28 protein-coding genes and 1 tRNA gene are annotated in these 24,928 nt (G+C 43.5%); 24 read left to right on the top strand and 5 right to left on the bottom strand.

Going from position 1 to position 24,928, the window contains the following annotated elements; translation table 11 throughout:
- Nucleotides 1-165 precede the first annotated feature (165 nt).
- Nucleotides 166-1,272, top strand: a complete 1,107-nt coding sequence (locus ACQKL6_RS01350; RefSeq protein WP_427650369.1) for a DUF4097 family beta strand repeat-containing protein — start codon at nt 166-168, stop codon at nt 1,270-1,272.
- 47 nt (nt 1,273-1,319) lie between these two features.
- On the opposite strand, the gene ACQKL6_RS01355 is transcribed toward ACQKL6_RS01350, so the two are convergent.
- Complete coding sequence (locus ACQKL6_RS01355) at nt 1,320-1,997, bottom strand: N-acetylmuramoyl-L-alanine amidase (RefSeq protein ID WP_427650371.1); 678 nt, start codon at nt 1,995-1,997, stop codon at nt 1,320-1,322.
- Nucleotides 1,998-2,182: 185 nt separating this feature from the next.
- Between ACQKL6_RS01355 and hprK the strand changes: the two genes are divergently transcribed.
- The 5 genes from hprK to ACQKL6_RS01380 are packed head-to-tail and all read left to right on the top strand — an operon-like array spanning nt 2,183 to nt 6,104.
- Nucleotides 2,183-3,118 carry an HPr(Ser) kinase/phosphatase gene (gene hprK, locus ACQKL6_RS01360; protein WP_402870680.1) on the top strand — a complete coding sequence of 312 codons (936 nt, stop codon included), beginning with the start codon at nt 2,183-2,185 and terminating at the stop codon, nt 3,116-3,118.
- 28 nt (nt 3,119-3,146) lie between these two features.
- Nucleotides 3,147-3,959: a prolipoprotein diacylglyceryl transferase gene (gene lgt, locus ACQKL6_RS01365; protein WP_402870683.1), complete on the top strand. Its 813-nt coding sequence runs from the start codon at nt 3,147-3,149 to the stop codon at nt 3,957-3,959.
- A gap of 27 nt (nt 3,960-3,986) precedes the next feature.
- Nucleotides 3,987-4,931 carry a nucleoside recognition domain-containing protein gene (locus ACQKL6_RS01370; RefSeq protein WP_427650373.1) on the top strand — a complete coding sequence of 315 codons (945 nt, stop codon included), beginning with the start codon at nt 3,987-3,989 and terminating at the stop codon, nt 4,929-4,931.
- Entirely contained in the window at nt 4,921-5,589 is a 669-nt protein-coding gene (gene ppaX, locus ACQKL6_RS01375; protein WP_427650375.1) for a pyrophosphatase PpaX, read from the top strand. Before ACQKL6_RS01370 ends, ppaX begins: the two co-directional genes overlap by 11 nt.
- Entirely contained in the window at nt 5,586-6,104 is a 519-nt protein-coding gene (locus ACQKL6_RS01380) for an acyltransferase (protein ID WP_402954544.1), read from the top strand. The genes ppaX and ACQKL6_RS01380 overlap by 4 nt, the downstream gene beginning before the upstream one ends.
- Nucleotides 6,105-6,118: 14 nt before the next feature.
- Here the strand turns inward: ACQKL6_RS01380 and ACQKL6_RS01385 are convergent, their stop codons facing one another.
- From ACQKL6_RS01385 to ACQKL6_RS01395, 3 genes are all read right to left on the bottom strand, one after another.
- Nucleotides 6,119-6,265, bottom strand: a complete 147-nt coding sequence (locus ACQKL6_RS01385) for a hypothetical protein (RefSeq protein ID WP_402870694.1) — start codon at nt 6,263-6,265, stop codon at nt 6,119-6,121.
- A gap of 63 nt (nt 6,266-6,328) precedes the next feature.
- On the bottom strand, nt 6,329-6,949 hold the full coding sequence (locus tag ACQKL6_RS01390; RefSeq protein ID WP_402870697.1) for a class D sortase: 621 nt from the start codon (nt 6,947-6,949) through the stop codon (nt 6,329-6,331).
- A gap of 1 nt (nt 6,950) precedes the next feature.
- Nucleotides 6,951-7,985 carry a processed acidic surface protein gene (locus tag ACQKL6_RS01395; protein WP_402991295.1) on the bottom strand — a complete coding sequence of 345 codons (1,035 nt, stop codon included), beginning with the start codon at nt 7,983-7,985 and terminating at the stop codon, nt 6,951-6,953.
- 452 nt (nt 7,986-8,437) lie between these two features.
- On the opposite strand from ACQKL6_RS01395, the gene ACQKL6_RS01400 reads away from it, so the two are divergent.
- From ACQKL6_RS01400 to ACQKL6_RS01470, 15 genes are all read left to right on the top strand, one after another.
- Nucleotides 8,438-9,667: an ATP phosphoribosyltransferase regulatory subunit gene (locus ACQKL6_RS01400; RefSeq protein ID WP_427650377.1), complete on the top strand. Its 1,230-nt coding sequence runs from the start codon at nt 8,438-8,440 to the stop codon at nt 9,665-9,667.
- Complete coding sequence (gene hisG / locus ACQKL6_RS01405; protein ID WP_402870706.1) at nt 9,660-10,292, top strand: ATP phosphoribosyltransferase; 633 nt, start codon at nt 9,660-9,662, stop codon at nt 10,290-10,292. Before ACQKL6_RS01400 ends, hisG begins: the two co-directional genes overlap by 8 nt.
- Before the next feature lie 24 nt (nt 10,293-10,316).
- Nucleotides 10,317-11,597 carry a histidinol dehydrogenase gene (gene hisD, locus ACQKL6_RS01410; protein ID WP_427650379.1) on the top strand — a complete coding sequence of 427 codons (1,281 nt, stop codon included), beginning with the start codon at nt 10,317-10,319 and terminating at the stop codon, nt 11,595-11,597.
- Between the two features lie 107 nt (nt 11,598-11,704).
- Entirely contained in the window at nt 11,705-12,292 is a 588-nt protein-coding gene (gene hisB, locus ACQKL6_RS01415) for an imidazoleglycerol-phosphate dehydratase HisB (protein WP_402870712.1), read from the top strand.
- Nucleotides 12,293-12,925: an imidazole glycerol phosphate synthase subunit HisH gene (gene hisH / locus ACQKL6_RS01420; protein WP_402954523.1), complete on the top strand. Its 633-nt coding sequence runs from the start codon at nt 12,293-12,295 to the stop codon at nt 12,923-12,925.
- A complete protein-coding gene (gene hisA, locus ACQKL6_RS01425; protein WP_402870718.1) occupies nt 12,922-13,656 on the top strand; it encodes a 1-(5-phosphoribosyl)-5-[(5-phosphoribosylamino)methylideneamino]imidazole-4-carboxamide isomerase in 735 nt (244 codons plus the stop codon). The genes hisH and hisA overlap by 4 nt, the downstream gene beginning before the upstream one ends.
- Entirely contained in the window at nt 13,657-14,415 is a 759-nt protein-coding gene (gene hisF, locus ACQKL6_RS01430; RefSeq protein WP_402870721.1) for an imidazole glycerol phosphate synthase subunit HisF, read from the top strand. It abuts the gene before it with no gap.
- Complete coding sequence (hisIE, locus tag ACQKL6_RS01435) at nt 14,412-15,068, top strand: bifunctional phosphoribosyl-AMP cyclohydrolase/phosphoribosyl-ATP diphosphatase HisIE (RefSeq protein ID WP_402870724.1); 657 nt, start codon at nt 14,412-14,414, stop codon at nt 15,066-15,068. The genes hisF and hisIE overlap by 4 nt, the downstream gene beginning before the upstream one ends.
- A gap of 168 nt (nt 15,069-15,236) precedes the next feature.
- A complete protein-coding gene (locus tag ACQKL6_RS01440; protein ID WP_402870725.1) occupies nt 15,237-16,739 on the top strand; it encodes a tetratricopeptide repeat protein in 1,503 nt (500 codons plus the stop codon).
- A 101-nt stretch (nt 16,740-16,840) separates the two neighbouring features.
- On the top strand, nt 16,841-17,791 hold the full coding sequence (trxB, locus tag ACQKL6_RS01445; protein ID WP_403079749.1) for a thioredoxin-disulfide reductase: 951 nt from the start codon (nt 16,841-16,843) through the stop codon (nt 17,789-17,791).
- A gap of 437 nt (nt 17,792-18,228) precedes the next feature.
- On the top strand, nt 18,229-18,687 hold the full coding sequence (locus ACQKL6_RS01450) for an 8-oxo-dGTP diphosphatase (RefSeq protein WP_402871330.1): 459 nt from the start codon (nt 18,229-18,231) through the stop codon (nt 18,685-18,687).
- 43 nt (nt 18,688-18,730) lie between these two features.
- Nucleotides 18,731-19,630, top strand: coding sequence for an RNase adapter RapZ (gene rapZ / locus ACQKL6_RS01455; RefSeq protein ID WP_402991305.1), 900 nt, complete (start codon nt 18,731-18,733; stop codon nt 19,628-19,630).
- Nucleotides 19,620-20,600, top strand: coding sequence for a gluconeogenesis factor YvcK family protein (locus ACQKL6_RS01460; protein WP_402954508.1), 981 nt, complete (start codon nt 19,620-19,622; stop codon nt 20,598-20,600). The genes rapZ and ACQKL6_RS01460 overlap by 11 nt, the downstream gene beginning before the upstream one ends.
- A 65-nt stretch (nt 20,601-20,665) precedes the next feature.
- Nucleotides 20,666-21,619, top strand: a complete 954-nt coding sequence (gene whiA / locus ACQKL6_RS01465) for a DNA-binding protein WhiA (RefSeq protein WP_402954504.1) — start codon at nt 20,666-20,668, stop codon at nt 21,617-21,619.
- Between the two features lie 24 nt (nt 21,620-21,643).
- Complete coding sequence (locus ACQKL6_RS01470) at nt 21,644-21,901, top strand: HPr family phosphocarrier protein (RefSeq protein ID WP_402870738.1); 258 nt, start codon at nt 21,644-21,646, stop codon at nt 21,899-21,901.
- 77 nt (nt 21,902-21,978) lie between these two features.
- Here the strand turns inward: ACQKL6_RS01470 and clpP are convergent, their stop codons facing one another.
- Nucleotides 21,979-22,584 carry an ATP-dependent Clp endopeptidase proteolytic subunit ClpP gene (gene clpP, locus ACQKL6_RS01475; protein ID WP_402870740.1) on the bottom strand — a complete coding sequence of 202 codons (606 nt, stop codon included), beginning with the start codon at nt 22,582-22,584 and terminating at the stop codon, nt 21,979-21,981.
- Nucleotides 22,585-22,873: 289 nt separating this feature from the next.
- On the opposite strand from clpP, the gene ACQKL6_RS01480 reads away from it, so the two are divergent.
- From ACQKL6_RS01480 to ACQKL6_RS01490, 3 genes are all read left to right on the top strand, one after another.
- A tRNA-Arg gene (locus ACQKL6_RS01480) sits at nt 22,874-22,945 on the top strand.
- Nucleotides 22,946-23,203: 258 nt separating this feature from the next.
- Nucleotides 23,204-24,541 carry an RNA polymerase factor sigma-54 gene (gene rpoN, locus ACQKL6_RS01485; protein ID WP_402870743.1) on the top strand — a complete coding sequence of 446 codons (1,338 nt, stop codon included), beginning with the start codon at nt 23,204-23,206 and terminating at the stop codon, nt 24,539-24,541.
- A gap of 15 nt (nt 24,542-24,556) precedes the next feature.
- A complete protein-coding gene (locus ACQKL6_RS01490; RefSeq protein WP_402870745.1) occupies nt 24,557-24,799 on the top strand; it encodes a glutaredoxin family protein in 243 nt (80 codons plus the stop codon).
- The last annotated feature ends 129 nt before the right edge of the window (nt 24,800-24,928 follow it).

A 24,928-nucleotide genomic window follows, 5' to 3' on the forward strand; every position in this document is an offset into this window, starting at 1 on the left:
ATCAGTTGATTAAAATCGATTGAACTCCATTATTTCCGGGGAAATGTGTTCTTTCCCTTTTCAGAAATTGTCGCCACTCTTTGTCGATAAATGGAATTGGGATAATTATGAAACTTTTCACCTGTCTGGGCGTATGTATGTGTAAGGTACTCTAAGAAAGTGGGGATGTCTATGCAAGCGGAAAAACAGAGAATATTAGAGATGGTACAAGAAGGAAAGCTGACAGCAGTAGAAGCATTGAATCTGTTGGAGGAATTAGAAAAGGCTAGTTTGGAAAGTGATGCAAAAGAGCAGAAGTTGCAAAATGAGCTATCCACCGTTGTTGTCAATCAGAAAAGTGATGACAGTGCCCAGGATAGCTTCAAGAAGAATGTACAATCCTCTAAGGAAAAAATCTTAGGCTTCGTTGAAAGTGCATATAAAAAGATTAAAGAAACAGATTTGGATTTTAACTTTGGGAAATCCGTCGAGGTCAGTCATATTTTTCAACATGATTATGAGTACCTGGATGAAATCGATATCGATATCGCAAATGGGAAAGTGAAAATCGCAACTTGGGACCAGCAGGATGTACGAGTGGAATGTCTTGCTAAAGTGTATCGGGTGGAAGATATAGAAAAGGCGAGGGAAACCTTCCTAGAGGAAGTTCATTTCGCAATCGACGCTGGGAAAATGAAGTTCAAGGTCCGTGAAAAGACGATGAAGGTCGATACGGTGTTGTATATTCCGAGCAAGGCCTATGAAGACATTCAGGTTAGGCTGTTTAACGGTGCAATCACTACAGAATCCCTGACGGCAGAGAAACTTAAGGCCAAAACAGCAAATGGTGTCATCCATATCCAACAAGGGAAAGGTGAAACGTGCGAACTTGAAACGGGTAACGGAACCATCACCATTTCAGATACGAATTATGATGAGCTCGAGGCAGAAACATTAAATGGGGCAATTAATGCCGATGGGCACTTCAAGAAAATGGATGTTCAGTCCTTTAACGGGGAAATCGTCTGCAAGAATCAAGCGCAGGATTGTGAAGCAATCCATGCCAAATCGATTACTGGGAAGGTCCAGCTGATTTTGCCTCCAGGAAAGGCGATTGAAGGAGAGTTGAAGTCTAACTTAGGAAGTTTTAACGTAAGCTTAGAGGGAATGACCATCGTCGAAGAGAAAAGTGATGTGGTTCAAAAAGTGCTTAAGTTTAAAACGACTAGTTTTGATGATTCGGTCCTCCATGTATTCGCCGACACGAAAACGGCAGCCATCACGGTTTCTTAAAAGTAAAAAAAAAGCGTAAGCCCGCCAGTTAGACTGACGGGCTTTGTTTATGTTTGCTTGGTAATGAAGGCATCATAACCATCTTTGGCCAACTTTTTGACAAGGGTTTCAGCTTTTTTCTTATCCGTGAAGGCTCCGATTTGGACTTTATACAGAATGGTGGAGGAGCCCTCGTTTTTAAGCTTATAATGGGCAAGGACACTTTTGGCGATGGACTCTCCGCATGTTTTCCGAAAGGCTTCCGTTCTTAAAAGGGAGGCCTCCTGTTGATTGGTCATGAACCCACATTCGATTAATAGTGCAGGGCATTTTGTTTCACGAAGAACCTGGAAGTTTGCCGTCTTCACTCCTCTGTTCTTCAATTGTGTGGCTTTTACCAAATCATGTTGGACCTTTTCGGCGAGGGAGAGCGATTCCTTTGGTTTAGAGGTATGAACATAAGTTTCAATCCCGTTTGCCTCATGCCATTTCCCTGATCCAGCGGCATTCGCATGGATGGAGAGATATAGGTCAGCTCCGAGGGCATGGGATTTCCGGGTTCGTTCACCAAGAGGGACGTCCCTTTCATCTTCGTGGGCGTAATAAACCGTGATGCCTTTTGACTTTTCTAGATAGTGTTTAATGAAGGCAGCCATCTCGCGATTGAACTCATATTCCTTCATGCCATCGGGAGATCGCTTGCCGGGAGTCGAATAACCGTGGCCGGCATCAAGTACGATTTTCATGGGTTATCCCTTCCTTTCGAAATCCTGTATTCTTCATTATAATCAAATGGGAAAGGGGTAAAGTAGCTTCCAGATAGGAAAAAAGAATAAATTGATCATGCGTGGTTTGGTTATTTACAGAATAATGCTAAAATGAAAAAGTATCGCTAAAAATAAACATCGCTCCAAAAAAGGAGGAAAGATATATGGCAAAAGTCCGTACAAAGGATGTAGTCGAAGCATTTGATCTTGAACTTATCAGTGGTGAAGAAGGCATCAACCGTCCAATCGTTACAAGTGACCTTTCTCGACCAGGATTGGAAATAGCCGGTTTCTTCGACTATTATCCTGCAGATCGCGTACAACTCCTGGGAATGACGGAGATGTCGTTCTTCAACCGTCTGAATGAGGCCGATCGAATTCAAAGGATGGAAGAACTATGTAGAGACTATACACCAGGAATCATCATCACTCGTGGTCAGGAAGTGCCTATCGAGTTGATTGAAGCGTCGGAACGCGAGTCCGTTCCTGTCATGCGGTCCTCCATGAAGACAACGAGGTTATTCAGCCGTCTGACGAACTTTCTCGAAAGTAAATTAGCCCCCACTACAGCGATTCATGGTGTGTTAGTGGATATCTATGGATTGGGTGTACTGATTACCGGAAAAAGCGGGGTCGGTAAGAGTGAGACGGCGCTCGAACTGGTTAAACGAGGACATCGTCTTGTAGCCGATGATTGCGTCGAAATCCGCCAGGAAGATCAGGATATGCTTGTCGGGAATGCTCCGGATTTAATTGAGCACCTTCTTGAAATCCGGGGACTGGGCATCATCAATGTTATGACGTTATTTGGGGCCGGAGCTGTTCGGAGCCACAAGAAAATTTCCATCGTCATCAATCTGGAACTTTGGGAAAAGAATAAGCAATATGACCGGGTCGGTCTGGATGAAGAGACAATGAAAATCATTGATACAGAGATTACGAAAATCACCGTTCCGGTTCGTCCAGGACGAAATTTAGCTGTCATCATTGAAGTGGCCGCCATGAATTACCGGTTAAAACGCATGGGTGTTAATGCGGCGGAACAATTTTCGGATCGTTTAAATAATGCTATTGCCGATTCGGACAACGATGAATTTTAAGTAAAGTTATCAGAAAAGAGGGGACAAAATGGAGCAAGGAATTCAACCACTAAATCCGATCGCGATTGAACTTGGTTCCATCCAGATACATTGGTATGGGCTGATTATCGGGTTTGGGGTACTACTGGGCCTTATCATTGCCTTAAGGGAATCAGAACGCCGAGGTCTGGACAAGGAACTATTTACGGATATGATCCTTTTTGCAGTGCCCATTGCGATTATATGTGCACGCATTTATTATGTTATCTTCCAATGGGATTATTATTCACAAAACCCCGGGGACATCATTAAAATATGGAATGGCGGAATTGCCATCCATGGGGCATTAATCGGTTCGGTCCTAACCGCCATCATCTTCGCAAAGGTAAAGAACGTATCATTTTGGAAGTTGGCGGATATCGCTGCTCCAAGTTTGTTGCTAGGTCAGGCCATTGGCCGTTGGGGCAATTTCATGAACCAAGAAGCGCACGGTGGGGAAGTAACCAGGGCCTTCTTGGAAAACTTACATCTTCCAGAGTTCATTATTAATCAAATGTACATAAATGGAACGTATTATCACCCGACCTTTTTATACGAATCGGTCTGGAACATAGTTGGCGTGGTCATCCTCCTATTATTGCGTAAAGTGAACTTGCGTAGGGGAGAGTTATTTTTAACATACGTTCTATGGTATTCAGTTGGTCGCTTTTTCATTGAAGGGCTGCGGACCGATAGTTTGATGCTAACGGATTCACTTCGGATTGCCCAAGTGATTTCCATTGTCTTGATCATTATTGCTGTTGCTTTCATTCTTTATAGAAGGTTCCGTGGTCATGCGGATAAACGATATTTAGATGCATAGAGAATATGTGTAAAGGGAGAGGGCATAGTGATAGTAGATTCCGTTAAGAGGGGAATTCTTTCTGGTTTAAATACTACTTGGACATTGGGGAAAATCATTTTTCCGGTTACATTGATTGTGACGGTGCTTCAGTATACACCTGTATTACCATGGATGATTGACTTAATTGCGCCACTGATGAATTTAATCGGTCTCCCTGGTGATGCGGCCATCCCGCTTGTACTAGGGAACTTCTTGAATTTATATGCGGCAATTGCAGGAATCTTGACGCTCGATCTCACGGTAAAGGAAGTCTTCATCATTGCCGTGATGTTATCCTTTTCACACAATTTATTTATCGAATCGGGGGTAGCCATGAAAACGGGCGTCAAGCTGTGGGTCATTTTGCTGGTCAGGTTTGGTCTCGCCCTAGTGTCTGCCGTCATCATCAATCTCGTTTGGCAAGGTGGAACGGAAATGGCCCAAGGTTTTGCGGTTCCGGAGACAGTCGTGATTACCGGGACGGGTGCGATTCTATTACATGGGGTCATTCAGGCTCTATACGGAATTGGACAGCTGGCGCTCATCGTGATACCCCTTATGGTCGTTGTTCAGATTATGAAAGACTTAAAATGGCTGGAGGCCTTCTCCAAGGCACTTGCTCCTTTTATGAAAATCCTGGGGATGAAGCCAAATACATCAATGCCATTTGTGGCAGGGCTGACACTTGGCCTTGCTTATGGAGCGGGTGTGATGATTCAGGCTGCCAAGGAAGACAATGTCTCGAAGAAGGATATGACCCTCGCGTTCATCTTTTTAGTAGCCTGTCATGCCGTTATAGAAGATACATTGATTTTTATACCACTGGGGATTCCGGTTTTGCCTTTATTACTAATAAGGCTGGTCACTGCCATTGTCTTGACGATGGTAGTCGCTTATATATGGAATCGATACAGCAGTGTACAGAGGAAGGATGCCGCATATGAACAGTAAAATAACTACACTATTATTTGACCTGGATGGAACGTTGATCAATACGAATGAATTAATCATCGCCTCCTTTACGGAAACGTTGAACCATTATTATCCCGGACAATTCAAGCGGGAGGACATTATCCCATTCATAGGCCCGACATTGGTCGATACGTTTACTTCGATAGACCCGGAACGCGCGGATGAAATGATCGCCCGCTATCGCGAACATAATTGGAAAAACCATGATATGCTGGTAACCCAATTTGATGGGGTTTTCGAGACGGTCCAAACGTTGAAGCAAAGTGGCTATAAGCTAGCTGTCGTGACGACGAAAAAAAGGGATATTGTCGAAAGAGGCTTACGCTTAAGCAAACTTGATCAATTCTTTGATGTCGTAGTCACTTTGGATGAAGTGAAACACGCAAAACCAGATCCGGAGCCGCTGTTAAAAGCATTAAAGCAGCTTGACTCCATCCCAGAAGAAGCGGTGATGATTGGCGACAGCCATCATGATATTCTTGGTGGAAAAAACACCGGAACGAGAACGGCCGGTGTTGCGTGGTCCATAAAGGGCCGGGAGTTCCTGGAAAGCTTTCATCCAGATTACATGTTGGAGAACATGTCTGATTTATTGGATATAGTAGAGGCTGAGAAGTTTGAAGAGGTTAAGGGATGAGACGGACGACCCGCTTTCCAGTGAAAGGGGCCAATTCACTTTGGCATGTGTATAAAACCGTCCCGTTCTGGAAAGTCGTGAAGAATTTTATTGTGATTCAACTAGCAAGATATACACCGTTTTTAGGCATGAAAAATTGGTTGTACCGGACTTTTCTGCGAATGGAAGTGGGAAAGCATACCTCGTTCGCCTTGATGGTCATGCCGGATGTCATGTTTCCTGAAAAGATTTCAGTGGGGCGGAATACAGTCATCGGCTATAATACGACGATTCTTGCTCATGAATATTTGATCGACGAGTACCGGTTGGGAGAGGTGGTCATTGGGGACGAAGTACTGATTGGAGCCAATTCCACCATTCTGCCTGGACTGACAATCGGAAATGGGGCAATTGTTTCAGCTGGGACGCTTGTTCATAAGGATGTTCCAGAGGGAGCTTTCGTTGGTGGGAATCCGATGCAGCTGATTTATACCAAAGAAGAAATGCTGAAGCGTGAACAGCAAACTTCTTTATAAGAAAAAGGACTTGCTCAATGAGTAAGTCCTTTTAGCTGGGACAAATCCTTTTTTAGCTGATCCATAACCTCTGCCAATGATATATTCTCTTCACTAGACGTGATTTCATATGTGTTTCTTACGATTTGAAAGAACTTTTCCTGCGCCCTTTTATCGGTCACGCGCCCGTCCTCCTACTCTCTTATAATGGAGAGAGGGCTGCAAAAAGGATGCAGCCCTCTCTTTTAATTGTCCACTTCCGATTTCAGTAAATCAGCAATCAATACATATCGCTCTGGTGCACTACCAATATATGAAAAAGGATAGCAGGTTGTTACCGTTAGCGTGGCTTTGGGCTTGGGTACGATCACGGTCCGGTCATCGGCATCAACAATACGGACCTTTCTTACCTTATACGTGAACGTGCCTGCTTCTGTCTTTGTGATCAGCAAGTCCCCCTTACCAACCTCACCTAGCTTCCGGAATACAGTGTCCCGATGGCCAGATAAAACGGAATTATCCTTTTCCCCAGGCAGGACAGAACCTGCATAATGGCCGACTCCCTTTTCAAGCTCATCCTCATCTGTTCCATGATAAATCGGTAAGGTTGCTTCGAGCTTGGGGATATACAGTTCACCCACCAGGTCGCCCATTTCTGGCCTTTTTTCATATAGTTGATCAGGAACAGGGTCCTTTTTTTCTTGGTGTAGGGTCGCCGTCGACTCCACACTATCCGGCTTGTTCCATTTATAGAGGGCATAGCCTTTTAACAGCGTATAGGCATTCGTCGTCGTAAAATAAAACCCTACAATTATGAGGCAGGAAGCTACAAGGAGCAGCCACTTTTTCTTTTGCTTGGGATTCATCTTATTTTACGAGTGTCGCTTTTCTGATCAGCCTGTAGGCAAGGGCAATCATCACTAAGCCGATTAACGCACCAAAAAGATAGTTACCGGAAGTTTTGGGCATCAAAGCACCTTTTTCCGTTTTATGTGTAGGCTTTTCTTGTTTTACATCAGCCACTTTGGTTATGACCTTCGTTGTTTGCTTAAGGTCATTTCCTGTTTCTTTCACTAAATTGGAACCAATCATTTCCCCAGTCAATTTAAAATCAAGCAAGAGGTTGCCACTTAAGTCATAGATGGAGACTAGCAAGCTAGCATTCGTTAAATCCTCTAGCTGGAATAATGATTCAAGAGAAAGAGTGGAGGTAACGCCTTCATGAGTTAAGGAAAACTTGAATTGAATCTGCAACAAGTTTTGCAATTCATCATAAATTGAAAGCATTTCAGCCACTTGTTCAGCGGAAAGTTCATCGATTGTATCGAAGTATTCCAATTGTTCCATCTTATCGGCAATCGCCATTAAGCGTGATTCGAAGGAAGGGTCCTCGACGATGGGCAACAAATGGTTCATCAGGCGGTCGAGTTCTTCTTCTGTGAGATCGACTTCGGTAAATAGACCATCCATCAAATCAAGAAGATCCTCGTCGGCATAATCCATGTCTGATTCTAAATCCATATCAATGATATCTTGAATATCGTAAATGAAGTGAAACGAATCGAGAATGGTTTCCCCTTTTTCCATTTCGCCATATTCCACTAATAAGCTCGTAACCTCTTCTTCGGTCATTTCATATTCATCCAGGAGCTCCTGTAAAGATTCTGGAGTAACGATGGGACCACAAGTATCGCGTAGCTCTTCCAATGAATCGAAATCTTTCAAAGTTAAATCATAGTAGTCCAAGTACTCTTTTAACTCGTCTTCCGTCATTCTTATTTCAGCAAGATAGGCATTCAGCTCATCTTGATTGATTTTCATTGCGGCAAATCCCTTATCCCCGCCAAACCCGAACGTAAAAATGATGACACTTGCAACAATAAACGACAAAAATCTCTTCAAAATCATTTCCCCCTAAGAAGTTAAAATACACCTAAACCACTAAAAATTATAAATCCTCCATACCAAAAGATATACAACAATAATGAAAATCGAACAAAGATAGTAGAAAAGGACCGGGAAATAGGGTCTGACCCCTCCTGTTTTTTTCAAAAACCACGCCGCTGTAAGTCTCGGGTGCTTATAAGGAGTTTGGGAAATAGGGTCTGACCCCCTTTTTTCATTGACGGGAGGTGGGGGCAGGAGTACACTAGTAATAACTTCATCTTGTTACCATATTAGCGAACTAAAGCAATTTGATAGATAATTGCGATTATTTATAGGATTATGTTAGTTTTTTTGATAGTATTTTACATGTGACCCATAGTGGGGTTTTAAGATTGGCATATAGGAAAGATATAAGTATACACATATTTAATTTATCAAGGCCCTGCATTTTAAAAGAGGGGGGTCGAATGGAAATACATACAGTACCCATTATTCCAAAAGGATGTGCAGTCGTGACTAAGCCATTTATGTTTGAGAAACCGTTAGGGATGAGAGATACATTACCGATGCTATACGAAACCAAAGTATCGGTTCGAAATAAGATGAGTGATGAGATCAAGAAGTGGGGGTATCAATTTATTGAAACACCTGCTTTGGAATATTACGAAACGATCGGGGAAGCTTCTGCCATTTTGGATCAGCAATTATTTAAACTGCTTGATGCTCAGGGACATACGCTTGTGCTTCGACCGGATATGACGGCTCCGATCGCCCGGGTGGCGGCATCGAAACTGCTTAAACAACAAATCCCACTTCGTCTAGCCTATTCAGCGAATGTGTATCGCGCCCAGCAACGTGAAGGCGGGAGACCGGCTGAGTTCGAGCAAATCGGGATTGAATGTATTGGAAACAAATCAATCAGTGCAGATGCGGAAATGATCGCGTTACTTACCGATGTCCTGAAGGCTGCCGGCCTCGAGGATTTCAAAATATCCATCGGGCATATCGGATTTTTACAGGAATTCTTCTTAAGCATATTAGGGACGGAAGAAAGAGCTTCGATTTTACGAAAATTGTTATATGAGAAGAACTATGTTGGTTTTCGTGAACATGTAAAATCGCTTCCGCTTTCTTCTATTGATAAACAAAGGCTCATCGAATTCATTTCCTTAAGAGGAAGTGAGGGCACTTTGTCAAAAGCAATGGCGCTGCTTGAGAATGGAAAAGGACAGGATTCACTCGATGAACTGGGGGAATTGGCTGTACAGCTGAAGGAATTCGGTGTCGATCAGTATGTGAACCTTGATTTAACGCTAGTCAGTCATATGAGTTATTACACCGGAACGCTGTTCGAAGTGTATGCAGGTCAAGTCGGGTCGCCGATCGGGAATGGTGGACGTTATGACAACTTACTTGAAAAATTCGGATGGGATGCCTCTGCCACTGGTTTTGCAATTCGTGTCGACCGCCTTGCCGAAGCACTAGGTGAACCTAGTCAGCTAATTGCACCGGAATGCATTTTGTTCAGTCCGGAGCGCCGAGCGGAAGCCCTTGATTTTGCGAAATCGAAACGATTGGAAGGCAAGAGAATCACGATTCAAGATATTACGGTCGTACAAAATGTCGATGCGTTTACAAGAACTTTTTCTGATGTGCATATGTTTGTAGGGAATGGGGGGAATGGACAAGATGAGTAATAGCTTTTTAACAATAGCGATGCCTAAAGGCAGAATTTTTGAAGAAGCGGCGGAGCTATTAAGGAAGGCCGGCTTCCGTCTACCTCCTGAGTTTGATGATTCCCGTAAGTTAATCATCGAAGTGGAAGAGGAAAATCTTCGGTTCATTTTAGCGAAGCCGATGGATGTCGTAACCTATGTGGAGCATGGAGTTGCGGACATGGGGATTGCGGGCAAGGATGTAATGTTAGAGGAAGAACGCGATGTTTATGAGTTGCTGGATTTGAAAATCAGTGCTTGCTACTTAGCGGTGGCCGGTCTACCAGGAACGAAAATCAGCTCATTTGCCCCTAAAATTGCCAGTAAATACCCGAATGTGGCCTCGAGTTATTTTCGCCAGCAAGGTGAGCAGGTCGAAATCATCAAATTGAATGGTTCGATTGAATTAGCCCCATTAATTGGCTTGGCAGAGAGAATCGTGGATATCGTCTCAACAGGTCAAACATTGAAAGAAAATGGTTTGGTCGAATATGCGAAAATTGCCGATGTGACTTCAAGGTTGGTGGCGAATCCTGTCAGTTACCGAATTAAAGAGGCGCGAATTACGGAAATTGTCGATCGTTTAGCTGAAATCATAGAACAATAATACGTACGTTTATGAGGTGGAAACATGAAAATTGCACGGTTTGCAGAAGGCATTTCCTTAAAGCGTTCAGTTGATGCAGGTACTGCCGATCAACGAAAAGCGGTACAGGATATCATTTATGCTGTGAGAAAAAATGGGGATATAGCATTACATAATTTTACGGAACGTTTCGACGGCGTTCGTCTTGATGAGTTTCTAGTTACCGAACAGGAAATCGAACAGGCAACAGCGGATTTAACTGAGGAGCAGGTAGCGATCATTCAGGAAGCGGCCGATAATATCAGAATGTTTCACGAGAAACAAATTAGGAACTCCTGGATCACAACCGATGAGAATGGAACGATGCTGGGCCAGAAAATGACGCCCCTTGATGCGGTTGGGGTCTATGTTCCCGGTGGAACGGCTGCCTATCCATCATCCGTTCTGATGAATGTGATGCCTGCCAAAGCGGCGGGTGTGAAGCGAATCGTCATGGTATCTCCACCTGGGAAAGACGGGAAGTTGACACCGGCCGTTTTAGCCGCTGCGAAAATTGCCGGTGTGACGGAGATTTACAAGATCGGTGGGGCTCAAGCGATTGCGGCACTTGCTTATGGAACAGAAACGATTGTGCATGTCGATAAAATCGTCGGTCCCGGCAATATATATGTAGCATTGGCGAAACGGGAAGTATTCGGGGACGTGGCAATCGACATGATTGCAGGCCCTAGTGAAATTGCCGTCCTTGCAGATGATACGGCTGTTGCTTCGGAAGTGGCCGCGGATCTGTTATCACAGGCAGAACATGATGCTCGTGCCTGTAGTGTCCTTGTGACGACTTCAATGGTCCTTGCAACGGAAGTGGCTAAAGAAGTGGAGAAGCAGGTTGCATTACTTCCACGGCGGGAAATTGCAGAAGCTGCGATTAAGGATTACGGGCGGATTGTTGTCTGTGAGAATATGGAAGAGGCCATTGGTGCCGTAAATGAGCTGGCACCAGAGCATTTGGAAATTGTGACTCGTGATGCTCTTGAAGTGATGGCGAAAATCCGCCACGCCGGGGCCATCTTTATCGGCCGTTTCAGTTCGGAGCCGGTGGGGGATTATTTCGCAGGACCGAATCATGTCTTACCTACGAACGGGACGGCCCGTTTCTCTAGTCCACTTAATGTTGACGATTTCCAAAAGAAATCGAGCATCATCATGTACAGTGAAACGGCATTCCGACAAAACGCGGCAAAAATTGCCGCATTTGCCCGAATGGAAGGACTCGAAGCCCACGCACGCGCCATCGAATCCCGAGGTGTGCATGAACTTGGGAAATAGGGTCTGACCCCTAAATAAATCATTGAAAGTATTGATATATAAGCGTTTTCAAAGAGTTTACGAACTTGGGAAATGGGGTCTGACCCCCGATTTGAGGAGGATTAGTTATGGAGCGTTTTGCTAGTGTGGAGCGGAAGACGAATGAGACGGATATAAGTTTGAGGTTTGGTGTCGATGGGGAAGGGAATTCGTCGATTGAGACGGGTGTTCCGTTTATGACGCATATGCTTGATTTGTTCACGAAGCATGGGAAGTTCGATCTTACTGTGGATGCGAAGGGGGATACGGAGGTTGATGATCATCATACAACTGAAGATATCGGCATTTGCTTAGGGCAGACGTTATTGGAAGCCCTTGGGGACAAGCGTGGCATCAAACGTTATGGAAATGCCTTCGTACCGATGGACGAGGCTCTTGCTCAAGTGGTCATCGATTTAAGTAATCGGCCGCATCTTGAGTTCCGTGCAGAGTTCCCTTCGCAGAAGGTCGGTACATTCGATACGGAATTGGTGCATGAATTTCTTTGGAAGTTTGCGCTTGAAGCACGAATGAACCTACATGTCGTCGTTCATTATGGCCATAACACGCATCATATGATCGAGGCAATCTTTAAAGCGCTTGGGCGTGCATTGGATGAAGCTACGTCCATCGATCCGCGAGAAAAAGGGATTCCATCGACGAAAGGAATGTTGTAAATGATCGGGATCGTCGATTACGGAATGGGGAATTTATTTTCCGTCAGTAAGGGGCTCGAACGTTTGGAAGCTGATTCATTCATTTCCGACGACCCAGCCGAGCTGGCCAAAGCGACAGGCATCATCCTACCAGGCGTCGGTTCATTCAGAGATGCGATGAGTCTTTTGGAAAAACAGAAGCTTGATGAGTTCCTGAAACAATACGTCGCCGATGGTGGATTTTTACTCGGGATTTGCCTTGGCATGCAGCTTCTATTTGATGAAAGTGAAGAGAATGGACCGGCAAAAGGGCTTTCTCTTATTCCAGGGAAAGTCGTTCGTTTTACTGGTGTCGATGCTAACGAACAAACATATAAAGTACCACATATGGGCTGGAACCACCTTGAATTTAAACAATCTTCGCCATTAATCGACGGTCTTGCAGAAGAGCATGTGTACTTCGTACATTCCTATTATGCGGATACCGATGAATCGTATATGATCGCTTCAGCAACCTATGATGTGGAGGTACCGGCGATCGTGGGGAAAGGCAATGTGTTCGGCATGCAGTTTCATCCGGAGAAAAGCGGGCAGATGGGCATGTCTCTCTTGAAAAATTATTTGTCGTTAGTGGAAGGGAAGGAAAAAGCATGAGCAACTTTACGATTTACCCGGCGATTGATATGCGGGGCGGCAAATGCGTCCGCTTAATCCAGGGAGACTATAATCAGGAAACGGTCTATGGAGATTCTCCCTTTGATATGGCCAAAAGCTTTGCGGACCAAGGAGCAGAGTGGATACATATGGTTGATTTGGATGGGGCCAAAGAAGGCGTGCGCATCAATGACTCATACGTGATTAAAGCGGCAAAAGAGTTGGGGGCGCGTGTCCAAATCGGCGGCGGGATTCGGACGGAGGAGGATATTGCCCATTATCTCGATAACGGTGTAGAGCGTGTCATTCTTGGCAGCACAGCCGTTTCCAATCCTGAATTCACAAAAGAAATGATTAGAAAATACGGGAAACACATCGCGATTGGAATAGATGCGAAGGATGGTAAAGTGGCCACGCATGGTTGGCTGCAAACCTCTGAAACACTGGCCATCGATCTTGGGAAAATTCTTGCTGATGCCGGTGCGGAAACGTTTATCGTGACAGATATCGCGACGGACGGGATGCTTTCGGGTCCTAATGTGAAGGGGATTGTCGCGATGGCTGAAGCAACCGGTAAGAATGTGATCGCATCAGGAGGCATCAGTTCGCTTGCTGACCTTATCAAACTCCAAGAATATGAAGCCCAAGGTGTTGCAGGGGCGATTATCGGCAAGGCCATTTATACGAACCGCTTCACGGTAAAAGAAGCGCTGGAAAAGGTGCGTGGTTAAATGCTGACAAAACGGATTATCCCCTGTTTGGATGTAAAGGATGGACGCGTAGTTAAGGGGATTCAGTTTGTTTCCTTAAGAGATGCGGGGGACCCTGTCGAACTTGCGGCCTTTTACGATCAAGAAGGAGCCGATGAACTGGTCTTCCTTGATATTTCTGCTTCGCATGAGGGACGGGAAACCATTGTCGACGTCGTTCAAAGTGTGGCAGGTAGCCTTGCCATCCCCTTTACGGTTGGCGGTGGCATTAACTCGCTAGCGGACATGAAGAAGATTCTACGAGCAGGCGCTGATAAAGTGTCTCTAAATACAGCCGCCGTCCTACGACCTGACTTAATCAATGAAGGTTCCGATTACTTTGGAGCGCAATGCATCGTCATTGCCATTGATGCACGATATGATGAAGCACTTGGTTCTTGGCGTGTGTATACCCATGGGGGCCGAAAACCGACAGAATGGGAAGTCATAGAGTGGGCAAAGGAAGCGGTCAGCCGTGGTGCCGGTGAAATCTTATTAACCAGCATGGATTGTGATGGCGAGAAGCAAGGGTTTAACATTGCATTAACGAAAGCGGTATCTGAAGCTGTTTCCGTTCCGGTCATTGCCTCGGGTGGTGCCGGGAATGCGGAGCATTTCCAGACTGCATTTGAAGAAGGAAAAGCGGACGCGGCATTGGCGGCTTCAATTTTCCATTATAAAGAAACATCAGTTAAAGAAGTCAAAACGTTTCTCAAACAACAAGGAGTGGTTGTACGATGAATTTCGATACTATTAAATATGATGAAAAAGGCCTTATTCCAGCGATTATCCAGGATGCTGGTACAGGAGAAGTGCTTACACTTGCTTACATGAACAAAGAATCCTTGAATCTTTCCATCGCAAAAGGGGAGACGGTATTCTATAGCCGTTCTCGCAATGAGTTATGGCATAAAGGGGAAACGAGCGGAAATACACAAAAAATAGTCGAAATGAAATATGACTGCGACCAGGATGCATTAGTCGTGAAGGTTGTACCTGCAGGGCCCGCATGCCACACTGGTGCAACTAGTTGCTTTGGCACAACGATTTATAAAGATGAAGAAGTGCAACAATCTGGACCAACGAACGTGAATTTCCTAACGGAATTGGAAGGGTTGATTGCAGAGCGAAAAGCAGAAATGCCTGAAGGATCTTATACGACCTACTTATTCGAAAAAGGCGTTGATAAAATCCTGAAAAAAGTGGGGGAAGAATCGGCTGAAGTCATCATAGCTGCCAAAAACCGCGATGCCGAAGAGCTCTCGATGGAAAGTGCCGATCTCCTTTATCACTTATTCGTCCTGCTACAAGAACAGGAATTACCTTTCCAGGCCGTTCTTGATGTATTAAAAGCTAGGCATTCCGTAAAAGACGAGCCAAAATCAAAGGCCTAAGCAGGTCTATTGCCCTCCTTCTTCGGAGGGTGTTTTTTTTACAAAGGCCACCCGTCAAATCGAGAAAAAGGAAGTCAAATATCAATTTCCAGTTTCTTGAATCGTTCGGCAAAAATCCTTCCATATGGTATAATACTATAGTTAATCAACTTGTAGATGGAGGATTACATGAGTAAAGACTCTAATTATGGCCAACAGGCAAAAATTCTAACCTTTCACCCAACTGGTGAGTATTACTTCACCAAGGGTTTAAAAGCATATCATAGACATGAATTACCAAAGTCAAAAAAATACCTGGAACGTGCCTTGGAACTTGAACCCGCTGAACCGATGATTGCATGCCAATTGGCAATTACTTGTTCGGAAATCGGAGAATACAATTATTCCAATAACCTTCTAGAAAATATCTTGGATGTAATGGATCCCTTTATGTCGGAATGCCATTACTTCCTAGCCAATAATTATGCCCATTTAGGCATGTTCAAGGAAGCATACCGCCATGCGAGTGCTTACCTGGATAAAGAGGAAGACGGGGAATTCAGTGACGACGCTGAGGATCTTCTTGAACTGATCACCTTTGAGTCAGATGGTTCGGAGGAAAATCCCTTCAAGCATGATGGCCTGATTGCCAAACAGGAGAAAGCGCGTGAATATTTGGAAGCGGGCGACTTCCCTAGAGCGATTGAAGTGTTAAAAGAAACGATTGCCGAATATAAGGATTACTGGTCCGCTTACAATAACCTTGCGTTAGCCTACTTTTACCTTGGGCAGGAAGATGAGGCGTTCTCCACATTGGATGAGGTCCTGGAAAAAAGCCCAGGAAACCTGCATGCGCTATGCAATTTAGTCGTCTTTTATCATTATCAGCAGGAAGATGAGAAGGTGGATGAACTTGTTTCGATGCTCGAAAAGATCCGGCCGATGCTATCGGAACATCGCTTCAAGCTCGGTGCCACTTTTGCATTAATCGGAAACTATGCATCTGCATATAAATGGTTAAATGTGCTACAAAAGCAAGGATTTGAAGGTGACGGAACGTTCTACTATTGGCTGACGATATCGGCTCATCATTTAGGACATGAACAGGCCGCCAGAAAAGCATGGAAAAAGGTCATTGAAATGAATCCAGAAAAAGAAGGCATGGAGCCATGGGGGGATATGAACGCTACCTCTGATGGGTTTGAAAATCACCTTCCTTCTATTATAAAACGGCTTGATAGTGAATTTATCGAAGAAAGATTGTTTGCTATTTTCCTATTAAAGCACTCCGTTCATAAACCGAAGCTTTTGAAAAACCAGGTTTTCGGCATGAAGCAGAATTTCACCGAATGGGAAAAGGATTATGCCGACATGGTGCAGGAACCTAATAAAGACCGCCAACTGACAGCGATTGGTTTTGCCGATCGGACGGCAGAATTGTTATATCAGCATTTTCACCCTATCCAATTAAATGAAGCAGGTCTTTATTTAATGTGGTTTTCTGTCTTCGTCGAGGCTACCCATGCGAATCAGAAGCTGAACAATCCAGCAGGTTGGGCGTCAGCTGTCGAATATGTATGGAATAAGCTGAAAAACGAAAAGATGAGTAAACAGGTCATCGCGGATAAATATTTCATATCGGTGTCCACTTTGTCGAAGTATGTAAAGCTTGTTCAAAACCTGTTAGGTTGAGCAAATATTTGGACGAAAAATTATTTGTTATATAGGATAATAGGTAGGGAACACTAACCGTAGTGAAAGTTCCATTTGTAATGGAATATGAAGGAGTGAGAATTATGTCTGAAAAAATTTATGACGTTGTGATTATCGGAGCGGGTCCTGCTGGGATGACTGCTGCTGTATATACATCACGTGCGAACCTTTCAACATTGATGCTAGAACGCGGAGTGCCAGGAGGCCAGATGGCCAATACGGAAGAAGTCGAAAACTACCCAGGATTCGACACCATTCTTGGGCCTGAGCTATCTACAAAAATGTTTGACCATGCTAAAAAATTCGGTGCGGAATACGCTTATGGAGATGTTAAGGAAATCATTGATGGGGAAGAGTACAAAACCATCAAAGCAGGCTCCAAGGAATTCAAAGCACGTTCTATCATCGTTTCTTCAGGTGCGGAATATAAGAAAATCGGCGTCCCGGGTGAAAAAGAGTTGGGTGGCCGCGGTGTTTCTTATTGTGCTGTCTGTGATGGGGCTTTCTTTAAAGAGAAAGAACTGTTCGTCATCGGTGGAGGAGACTCTGCTGTTGAAGAGGGCGTCTACTTGACTCGCTTCGCTTCTAAGGTGACGATCGTTCATAGACGTGACGAACTTCGTGCACAGAAAATCCTTCAAGATCGTGCGTTTGCTAATGAAAAAATCGACTTCATCTGGAATCATACATTGAAGCAAATCAATGAAGAGAGCGGAAAAGTCGGTAGTGTCACACTTGTTTCAACGGCTAACGGAGAAGAAAAAGAGCTAAAGGCAGACGGAGTATTCATCTATATCGGTATGCTTCCTTTAACCAAGCCTTTTGAAAATCTGGGCATCTTGAATGCTACGGGCTATATCGAGACGAACGATGTAATGGAAACACGGGTTCCAGGCATCTTTGCAGCTGGAGACGTTCGTGAAAAAACATTGCGCCAAATCGTGACGGCTACTGGGGACGGTAGTATCGCTGCACAATCGGTTCAGCACTATGTGGAAGAACTAAAAGAAAAGTTGCAAATTAAAGCGTAACCGCTTATACAAAAATTTACACTTCGTCATTGTGTTTTAACGAGGCTGTAACATCCATGCAATAAAGATTGGGTATAGTTAGGGTAGTATTGACCCCCTTTATTATATAACGTGTTGGGCACAGAGGAATCTGTGTCTTTTTTTTGTATGGGGGACATGGGTTATGGGTACAAAGTGATTGTGTGGTCATGAATAATCAACCAAACCAGGAAGTTTCCTTTATTGTTAGCTTATTTCAAAAATAGTATAATGATAAGATATACTACACATAGTTTAATCATAGAGGTAAGATGTAAAATACAGCTTGTTTGTACTATAAGCATTTGGTAAATCGCCGGATGGATGTCTAGCGGTGATTTAAGAATTGAACGGATACTCTAAGGAAGTCAGAGGAGAAGTTTCTATAGTCGAGCATAGGCCAATTTGAGGTGAAGAACGTGCAACGTGTCACAAACTGTGTATTAGTTAAGGACAATAAGATCCTTTTATTAAAGAAACCAAGACGTGGATGGTGGGTAGCCCCAGGCGGCAAGATGGAGCCTGGTGAATCAATCCGGGATGCTTGTATTAGGGAATACCGTGAAGAGACGGGCGTTTACTTGAAAAACCCCACCATTAAAGGAATCTTCACCTTCATTATGAAGGATGGAGACAAAGTATTATCCGAATGGATGATGTTTACTTTCTTTGCTACTGATTCCGATGGCATCAATGTGGATGTGTGTGAAGAAGGCGAGCTATTTTGGCACCCTATTGAAGATGTTAAAAAACTGGACATGGCCGAAGGGGATTATCATATTCTAGATTATATGGTTCAGGGAAGCGGAGTAATCTACGGTACCTTTACCTATACACCCGAGTTTAAGTTACTTTCCTATCGACTTGATCCAGGTTAATGATTATTTATAAAAGCGATTACTACTCCAGGGGGCGAAAAGAATGAGTGATGGGCAGATGAATGATACGCAGTTGGTCGTCATAACAGGAATGTCAGGAGCAGGAAAGACGGTGGCTATTCAAAGTTTTGAAGACCTCGGTTTTTTTTGCGTCGATAATTTGCCGCCCGCTTTATTGCCAAAGTTTTTGGAGTTGATGAAAGACTCTGGAAATAAGATGAATAAAGTAGCCCTTGTCATGGATTTACGGGGGCGGGAGTTTTTCGATTCTTTGTTCCTTGCCTTGGATCAATTGACGGAAACATCATGGGTCTCCCCTAGGATCCTCTTTCTTGAGGCGGATGATGAAGCTTTGGTCCGTCGATATAAAGAAACGAGAAGGACTCATCCATTAGCTCCGATGGACCGGCCGTTAGAGGGCATTAAATTGGAACGGGACCTTTTGGATGAATTAAAAGGTCGGGCGCAGTTAATTTTCAATACGTCCCAGCTGAAGCCACGCGAATTAAGGGAAAAGATTGCATCTGAGTTTTCAAAGGATAAACAGGTTGGATTTTCTGTTAATGTCATGTCTTTCGGTTTCAAACATGGCTTGCCAATTGATGCTGACCTTGTGTTTGACGTGCGTTTTCTGCCTAACCCATACTATATCGATCAAATGAGACCAAAGACTGGCCTTGATAAGGAAGTGTCCAGTTACGTTTTAAAATGGGGCGAGACTCAAAAGTTTCTAGAAAAGCTGACGGATTTGCTTGCGTTCATGCTTCCGTATTATAAACGCGAAGGAAAAGCCCAGCTTGTTATTGCGATTGGATGTACTGGTGGTCAGCACCGTTCTGTAGCTTTGACCGAATACATTTCTAATTTTTTTAAAAAGAGCTATACGGTTCATGTGTCCCATCGTGATATCGAAAAGAGTAAGGGGAAAGTAGATGCCAGATAAAGAGAAACAGCCTAGAGTAGTGATCATTGGAGGGGGAACGGGCCTTCCAGTCCTACTTAGGGGGTTGAAGAAATACCCAGTAGATATAACGGCAATCGTGACGGTTGCTGACGATGGTGGAAGCTCCGGACGTATCCGCGAAGATATGCACATCCCTGCTCCAGGTGATATCCGTAATGTCTTGGCTGCACTCTCGGATGTAGAGCCACTTGTCGAGCAGATGTTTCAACACCGTTTTCAAAGTAAAAATGAGTTGTCCGGTCATTCATTAGGAAATCTAATCCTTGCTGCCATGACTTCATTGACGGGGGACTTTGTCCATGCAATCCAGGAAATGAGTAAGTTCCTGAATGTCCGTGGCAAAGTCCTTCCTGCTGCTAACCAAAGTGTGGTCCTTCATGCTGAAATGGAAGATGGAACGATTGTAACGGGAGAGTCGAAAATCCCCTTATCAGGTAAGAAGATAAAAAGAGTATTTCTATCTCCTCAACACATAAAGCCGCTCAGTGAAACGATTCAGGCAATTAAGCAGGCCGACCTGATTGTGATTGGTCCAGGTAGTTTATACACGAGCATCCTTCCTAATTTACTTGTTCCAGGTATCGGAGAAGAAATAGCCCGCTCCAAAGCTAAGAAAGTGTACATCTGCAATCTAATGACCCAAGCAGGGGAAACACTGGATTATAGCGCGAGCGACCATATAAAAGCGATATATGATCACATGGGGAATGCCTACATAGATCGCATTCTTGTCAATGCTGAAGAAATACCATCCGAAATTCAGCAACGGTATCATGCGGAGTATGCAAAACCGGTTGTGTATGATGTCGAGAGTTTAAAAAGAATGGGTCTTGAAATCATCCAGGGGCACATTTTCAGCTTTGAGGGGGACGTCATTCGCCATGACACCAAAAAGGTGGCGGATTTACTATATAATATGCTGATACATGAAAGTCATATAGCTCCTTAAATATAGGTGGAGACTGTCTTTTGACTAAAAAATAGATGACCTATGTTCAATTGGGGGTGAAATGAATGTCTTTTGCTTCGGAAACAAAAAAAGAACTGACTACATTGGAAAGTAAGGATTGTTGCGTGAAAGCCGAGTTGTGTGCGCTCATCCGGATGAACGGATCCCTTTCCTTTTCGAATCGTAAGCTTGTCGTGGATATACAAACGGAAAATGCGGCGATTGCCAGAAGGATCTATACACTTTTGAAAAAGAGTTATGAGGTCCAGGTCGAACTGCTCGTTCGTAAGAAGATGAAACTCAAAAAGAATAATGTGTATATTGTCAGGATGTCAGCGGGAGGACAGCGGATCTTGACCGATTTAGAAATATTAGGAGAAGGATTTGAAATTCTCCATGACATATCCGATAATATAGTTGGGAAGAAATGCTGTAAGCGTTCGTATATAAGAGGTGCTTTCCTTGCTGGAGGTTCGGTCAATAATCCAGAAACGTCATCTTATCACCTGGAAATTTTCTCTCTTTATAAAGAACATAATGATGCCTTATGTGAATTAATGAATAAGTTTGATTTAAAGGCAAAGACGCTTGAACGAAAAAAGGGATATATCATTTATTTAAAAGAAGCCGAGAAAATTGCCGAGTTCTTAAGCATTGTTGGTGCGCACTCAGCGTTATTAAGATTTGAGGATGTACGAATTGTCCGGGATATGCGTAATTCCGTCAATAGGCTCGTAAATTGTGAAACTGCTAATTTGAATAAGACGATTGGGGCTTCGCTACGGCAAGTTGAAAATATCCATTATATCGAAGACACGGTGGGGCTAAGTATCTTACCGGATAAGTTACGGGAAATCGCGGAGCTACGGATCGCTTTTCAGGATATTACCCTAAAGGAACTGGGTGAAATGGTTTCTGGTGGGACGATCAGCAAATCCGGCATTAATCACAGACTGCGAAAAATTGATGAAATAGCTGATAGACTCCGTGGGGGAGAAGCTTTTTCTGCGAAAAAATAATAAGGTGTAAATGGAGAGATCAAGATGGTGGAAAAACAAATAGAAGTAAAACTGAAGACAGGTTTACAAGCCCGCCCGGCGGCTCTTTTCGTTCAAGAGGCTAACCGCTTTCATTCAGATGTTTTCCTTGAAAAAGAAGGGAAAAAGGTGAATGCCAAAAGCATCATGGGTTTAATGAGCCTTGCCATTAGTTCTGGTGTATCCATCAAGCTTATTGTAGACGGTCGCGACGAACAGGATGCGATGGAAGCGTTGGTAGAATTCGTACAGCAAGAAGGATAAGAAAAATGGGATGCTTACACGGCATCCCTTTTTTTATAGAAAAAACGGACTCGAATGGAGTCCGTTCAGTTTTCGTATTAAGATTCTTTCTTTTCATCAAGGTGGCTACGAGTGATGACTTTGTCAATCAAGCCATATTCAAGAGCTCTCTCAGAAGTCATGAAGTTATCACGTTCTGTATCTCTTTGAAGAACTTCAAGAGGTTGACCAGTGCGGTCGGCTAAGATTTGGTTCAATTTATCTTTCAAGTGAAGGATACGGCGGGCAGCAATCTCGATTTCCGTTGCTTGTCCTTGTGCGCCTCCAAGTGGTTGGTGAATCATGACTTCACTGTTAGGAAGGGCAAAACGTTTTCCTTTTTCCCCAGCAGCCAATAGGAATGCACCCATTGAAGCCGCCATACCGATACATACAGTAGAGACATTAGGTTTGATATATTGCATCGTATCATAGATAGCCATACCGGAAGTGATGCTTCCACCTGGGCTGTTGATGTATAATGTGATATCTTTTTCAGGATTTTCTGCTTCTAAGAATAGTAATTGAGCGACAATTGAATTGGATACATTGTCGTCGATAGCACTTCCAAGCATGATGATCCGGTCTTTTAATAAACGGGAATAAATATCGTAGGCACGCTCCCCACGACTTGTTTGTTCGATTACTGTAGGAATTAAATTCATGTTCATTTCCTCCTTCGATTAAGAGAATCATTTAAATTCTTTATGTATGTATGATACACTTTTTGGTCAATTAAGGTCAAACAAAACAAACCCGATATTTGATTATTCGTTCGACAATTTCCTGTGAATGCTCCTTTCAAATTATATTTAATTTGAATTATGCCGTTCAGGGATGAATTTCCACTTTATCCATACTACCCATATATTAAGGTTTTAAACCTGAATGCCTCTTGCAAACAAACGGTTTATATCATATAATTAAGTCTGTTGTTAACCAACTTCCCATTCTGCCCTCGTAGTGCAACGGATAGAACGCAAGCCTCCGAAGCTTGAAATGCAGGTTCGATTCCTGCCGAGGGCATTACTAAATCTTCTGCTTATGTATTAAGCAGGGGATTTTTTTATGGAAAAAAGACTCGATTCTTGTTTGAAATCCTCGATTTTTTATCTGTTCCAAGGAAACTTTGTCATTTCCAGGAAAGTAGTCGTGATGGGCTTTGCCTCAGCATAAGCTATATAAAATACGACTATACCATTCCAGAAAAAAGTAAGCGTTTCCAAATTTTTGTGTAGAATTATCTCCTAATCATGTAAAATGGAATGGGGGAGGGATGAATCGATGAGTATGAACATGAAGGCAGGTCTTTTTCAACAGCAAACATTAAAAATGGCTATGACCCAGGAATTAATGCAATCTATTACATTGTTGCAGTATTCCACACAAGAGCTTACATCCTTTTTAGAAAACAAAGTGGAGGAAAATCCTCTAATATCCCTGGAACAACCAGTTTCCGCTTTATTTCAACCTACCTATGATCGTAAAAAAGGAAAACAACATATAAAAAACACGTATGACTCGAACTATTGGATTGAACAATTGAGTGAGGACACATTTTCACTTGAACAGCATGTCATGTCACAATTAAATCACCAAAAGCTAACCGGTGAACACCAAAAGGCTATATTGTTCTTGATCCGTAACCTTGATGAAAATGGTTATTTGCGGATTCATTTGGATGATATATGTGAACCCGGTATGTCTTCTGCCGTTTTGGAAGAAAGCTTAGGAATGTTACAAGAGCTTGAGCCACATGGTCTAGGGGCAAGGAATCTGCAGGAGTGCCTCCTTCTTCAGGCAAAAGCAGAAGGGGTGAATCCACTGGCGGAGTCCATCCTTGAAAACTATTTCCTTGAGTTCGTGGAAAAGCGCTGGAAAGACTTGAGTAAGAAGATTTGTGTCTCTTTGAAGGAAATACAACAAGTGCTTGATTATGTCCAGACATTGAACCCAAGGCCCGGGTCACTCTTTTTTCAGGAAAAGCCCTCCTATATCGTACCGGATGTAGTCGTGGAAGCGATCGATGGTATCCTGCTAGTCGGAAATTCAGATGGGAATTCGCCGAATCTACATGTAGATAAAGGGTATCTGAACCAAATGAAGAGTTACAAAGATCAAGGTGTACAGCGTTTCATTCAGGACAAGTGGCAGGAGTTTCAATGGATTTCAAAAGGAATCCAACAGCGTAAGGAAACCATTCTAAAGGTCATGCAAACGATCGTCGAAAAGCAGCCTGCCTGCTTTCTTCATGGGCTGAATTATTTAAAGCCAATGACGATGAAGGAGATCGCGGACGAAATCGGTATTCATGAGTCCACCGTAAGTCGGGCTGTCAAAGGGAAATATGTTCAAACACCTTTTGGTACATTAGAAATGAGGATATTTTTCACTACGTCCTTGCAGTCGGTCGGCCATGTGGAAGATATGTCAGGCATGCAGGCGAAAAAGTATCTGCAGGCAGCCATCCAAAACGAAAATAAGCAAAAGCCGCTTTCCGATCAAGATTTGGTGACTTGGTTAAAAGAAGAGAAGGGAATCATCCTGGCACGGCGAACCGTAGCGAAGTACCGGGAGCAACTGGGCATTCCCTCTTCGTCTAAACGAAAAAGATATGATTGAAAAGGATGAGTAACGGTGGAAAAGAAGACATTCATTTTGTATAGCAGGGAACAATGCCCGCTATGTGTGAAGGCAAAACGGGTCCTGGATGAATTAAAACGGGAATCCGACCTGCATTATTCAGAAATCGATATTCATTCTGATGATGCGCTACTAGAAAAGTACGGGCTAATGATTCCAGTCATTGAGAAGGATGGAAGAATCATTCAGTACGGAAATGTTGATATATCAACGATTCGCAGCTTTTTGGAAAAATAAACTATCAAATCATTTGAAGAAACATTCCGTTCCTGCTAGAATAAAGTATGTAGCAGGAATATTTTTTTATTTTAAGTGGGACAAAAAATGACTATGTGGGACATAATATGTCCATAAAGATTTATTAGG

It is taken from the genome of Peribacillus sp. NPDC097197, assembly GCF_050278025.1.
In the GTDB taxonomy this organism is placed as follows: Bacteria; Bacillota; Bacilli; order Bacillales; family DSM-1321; genus Peribacillus.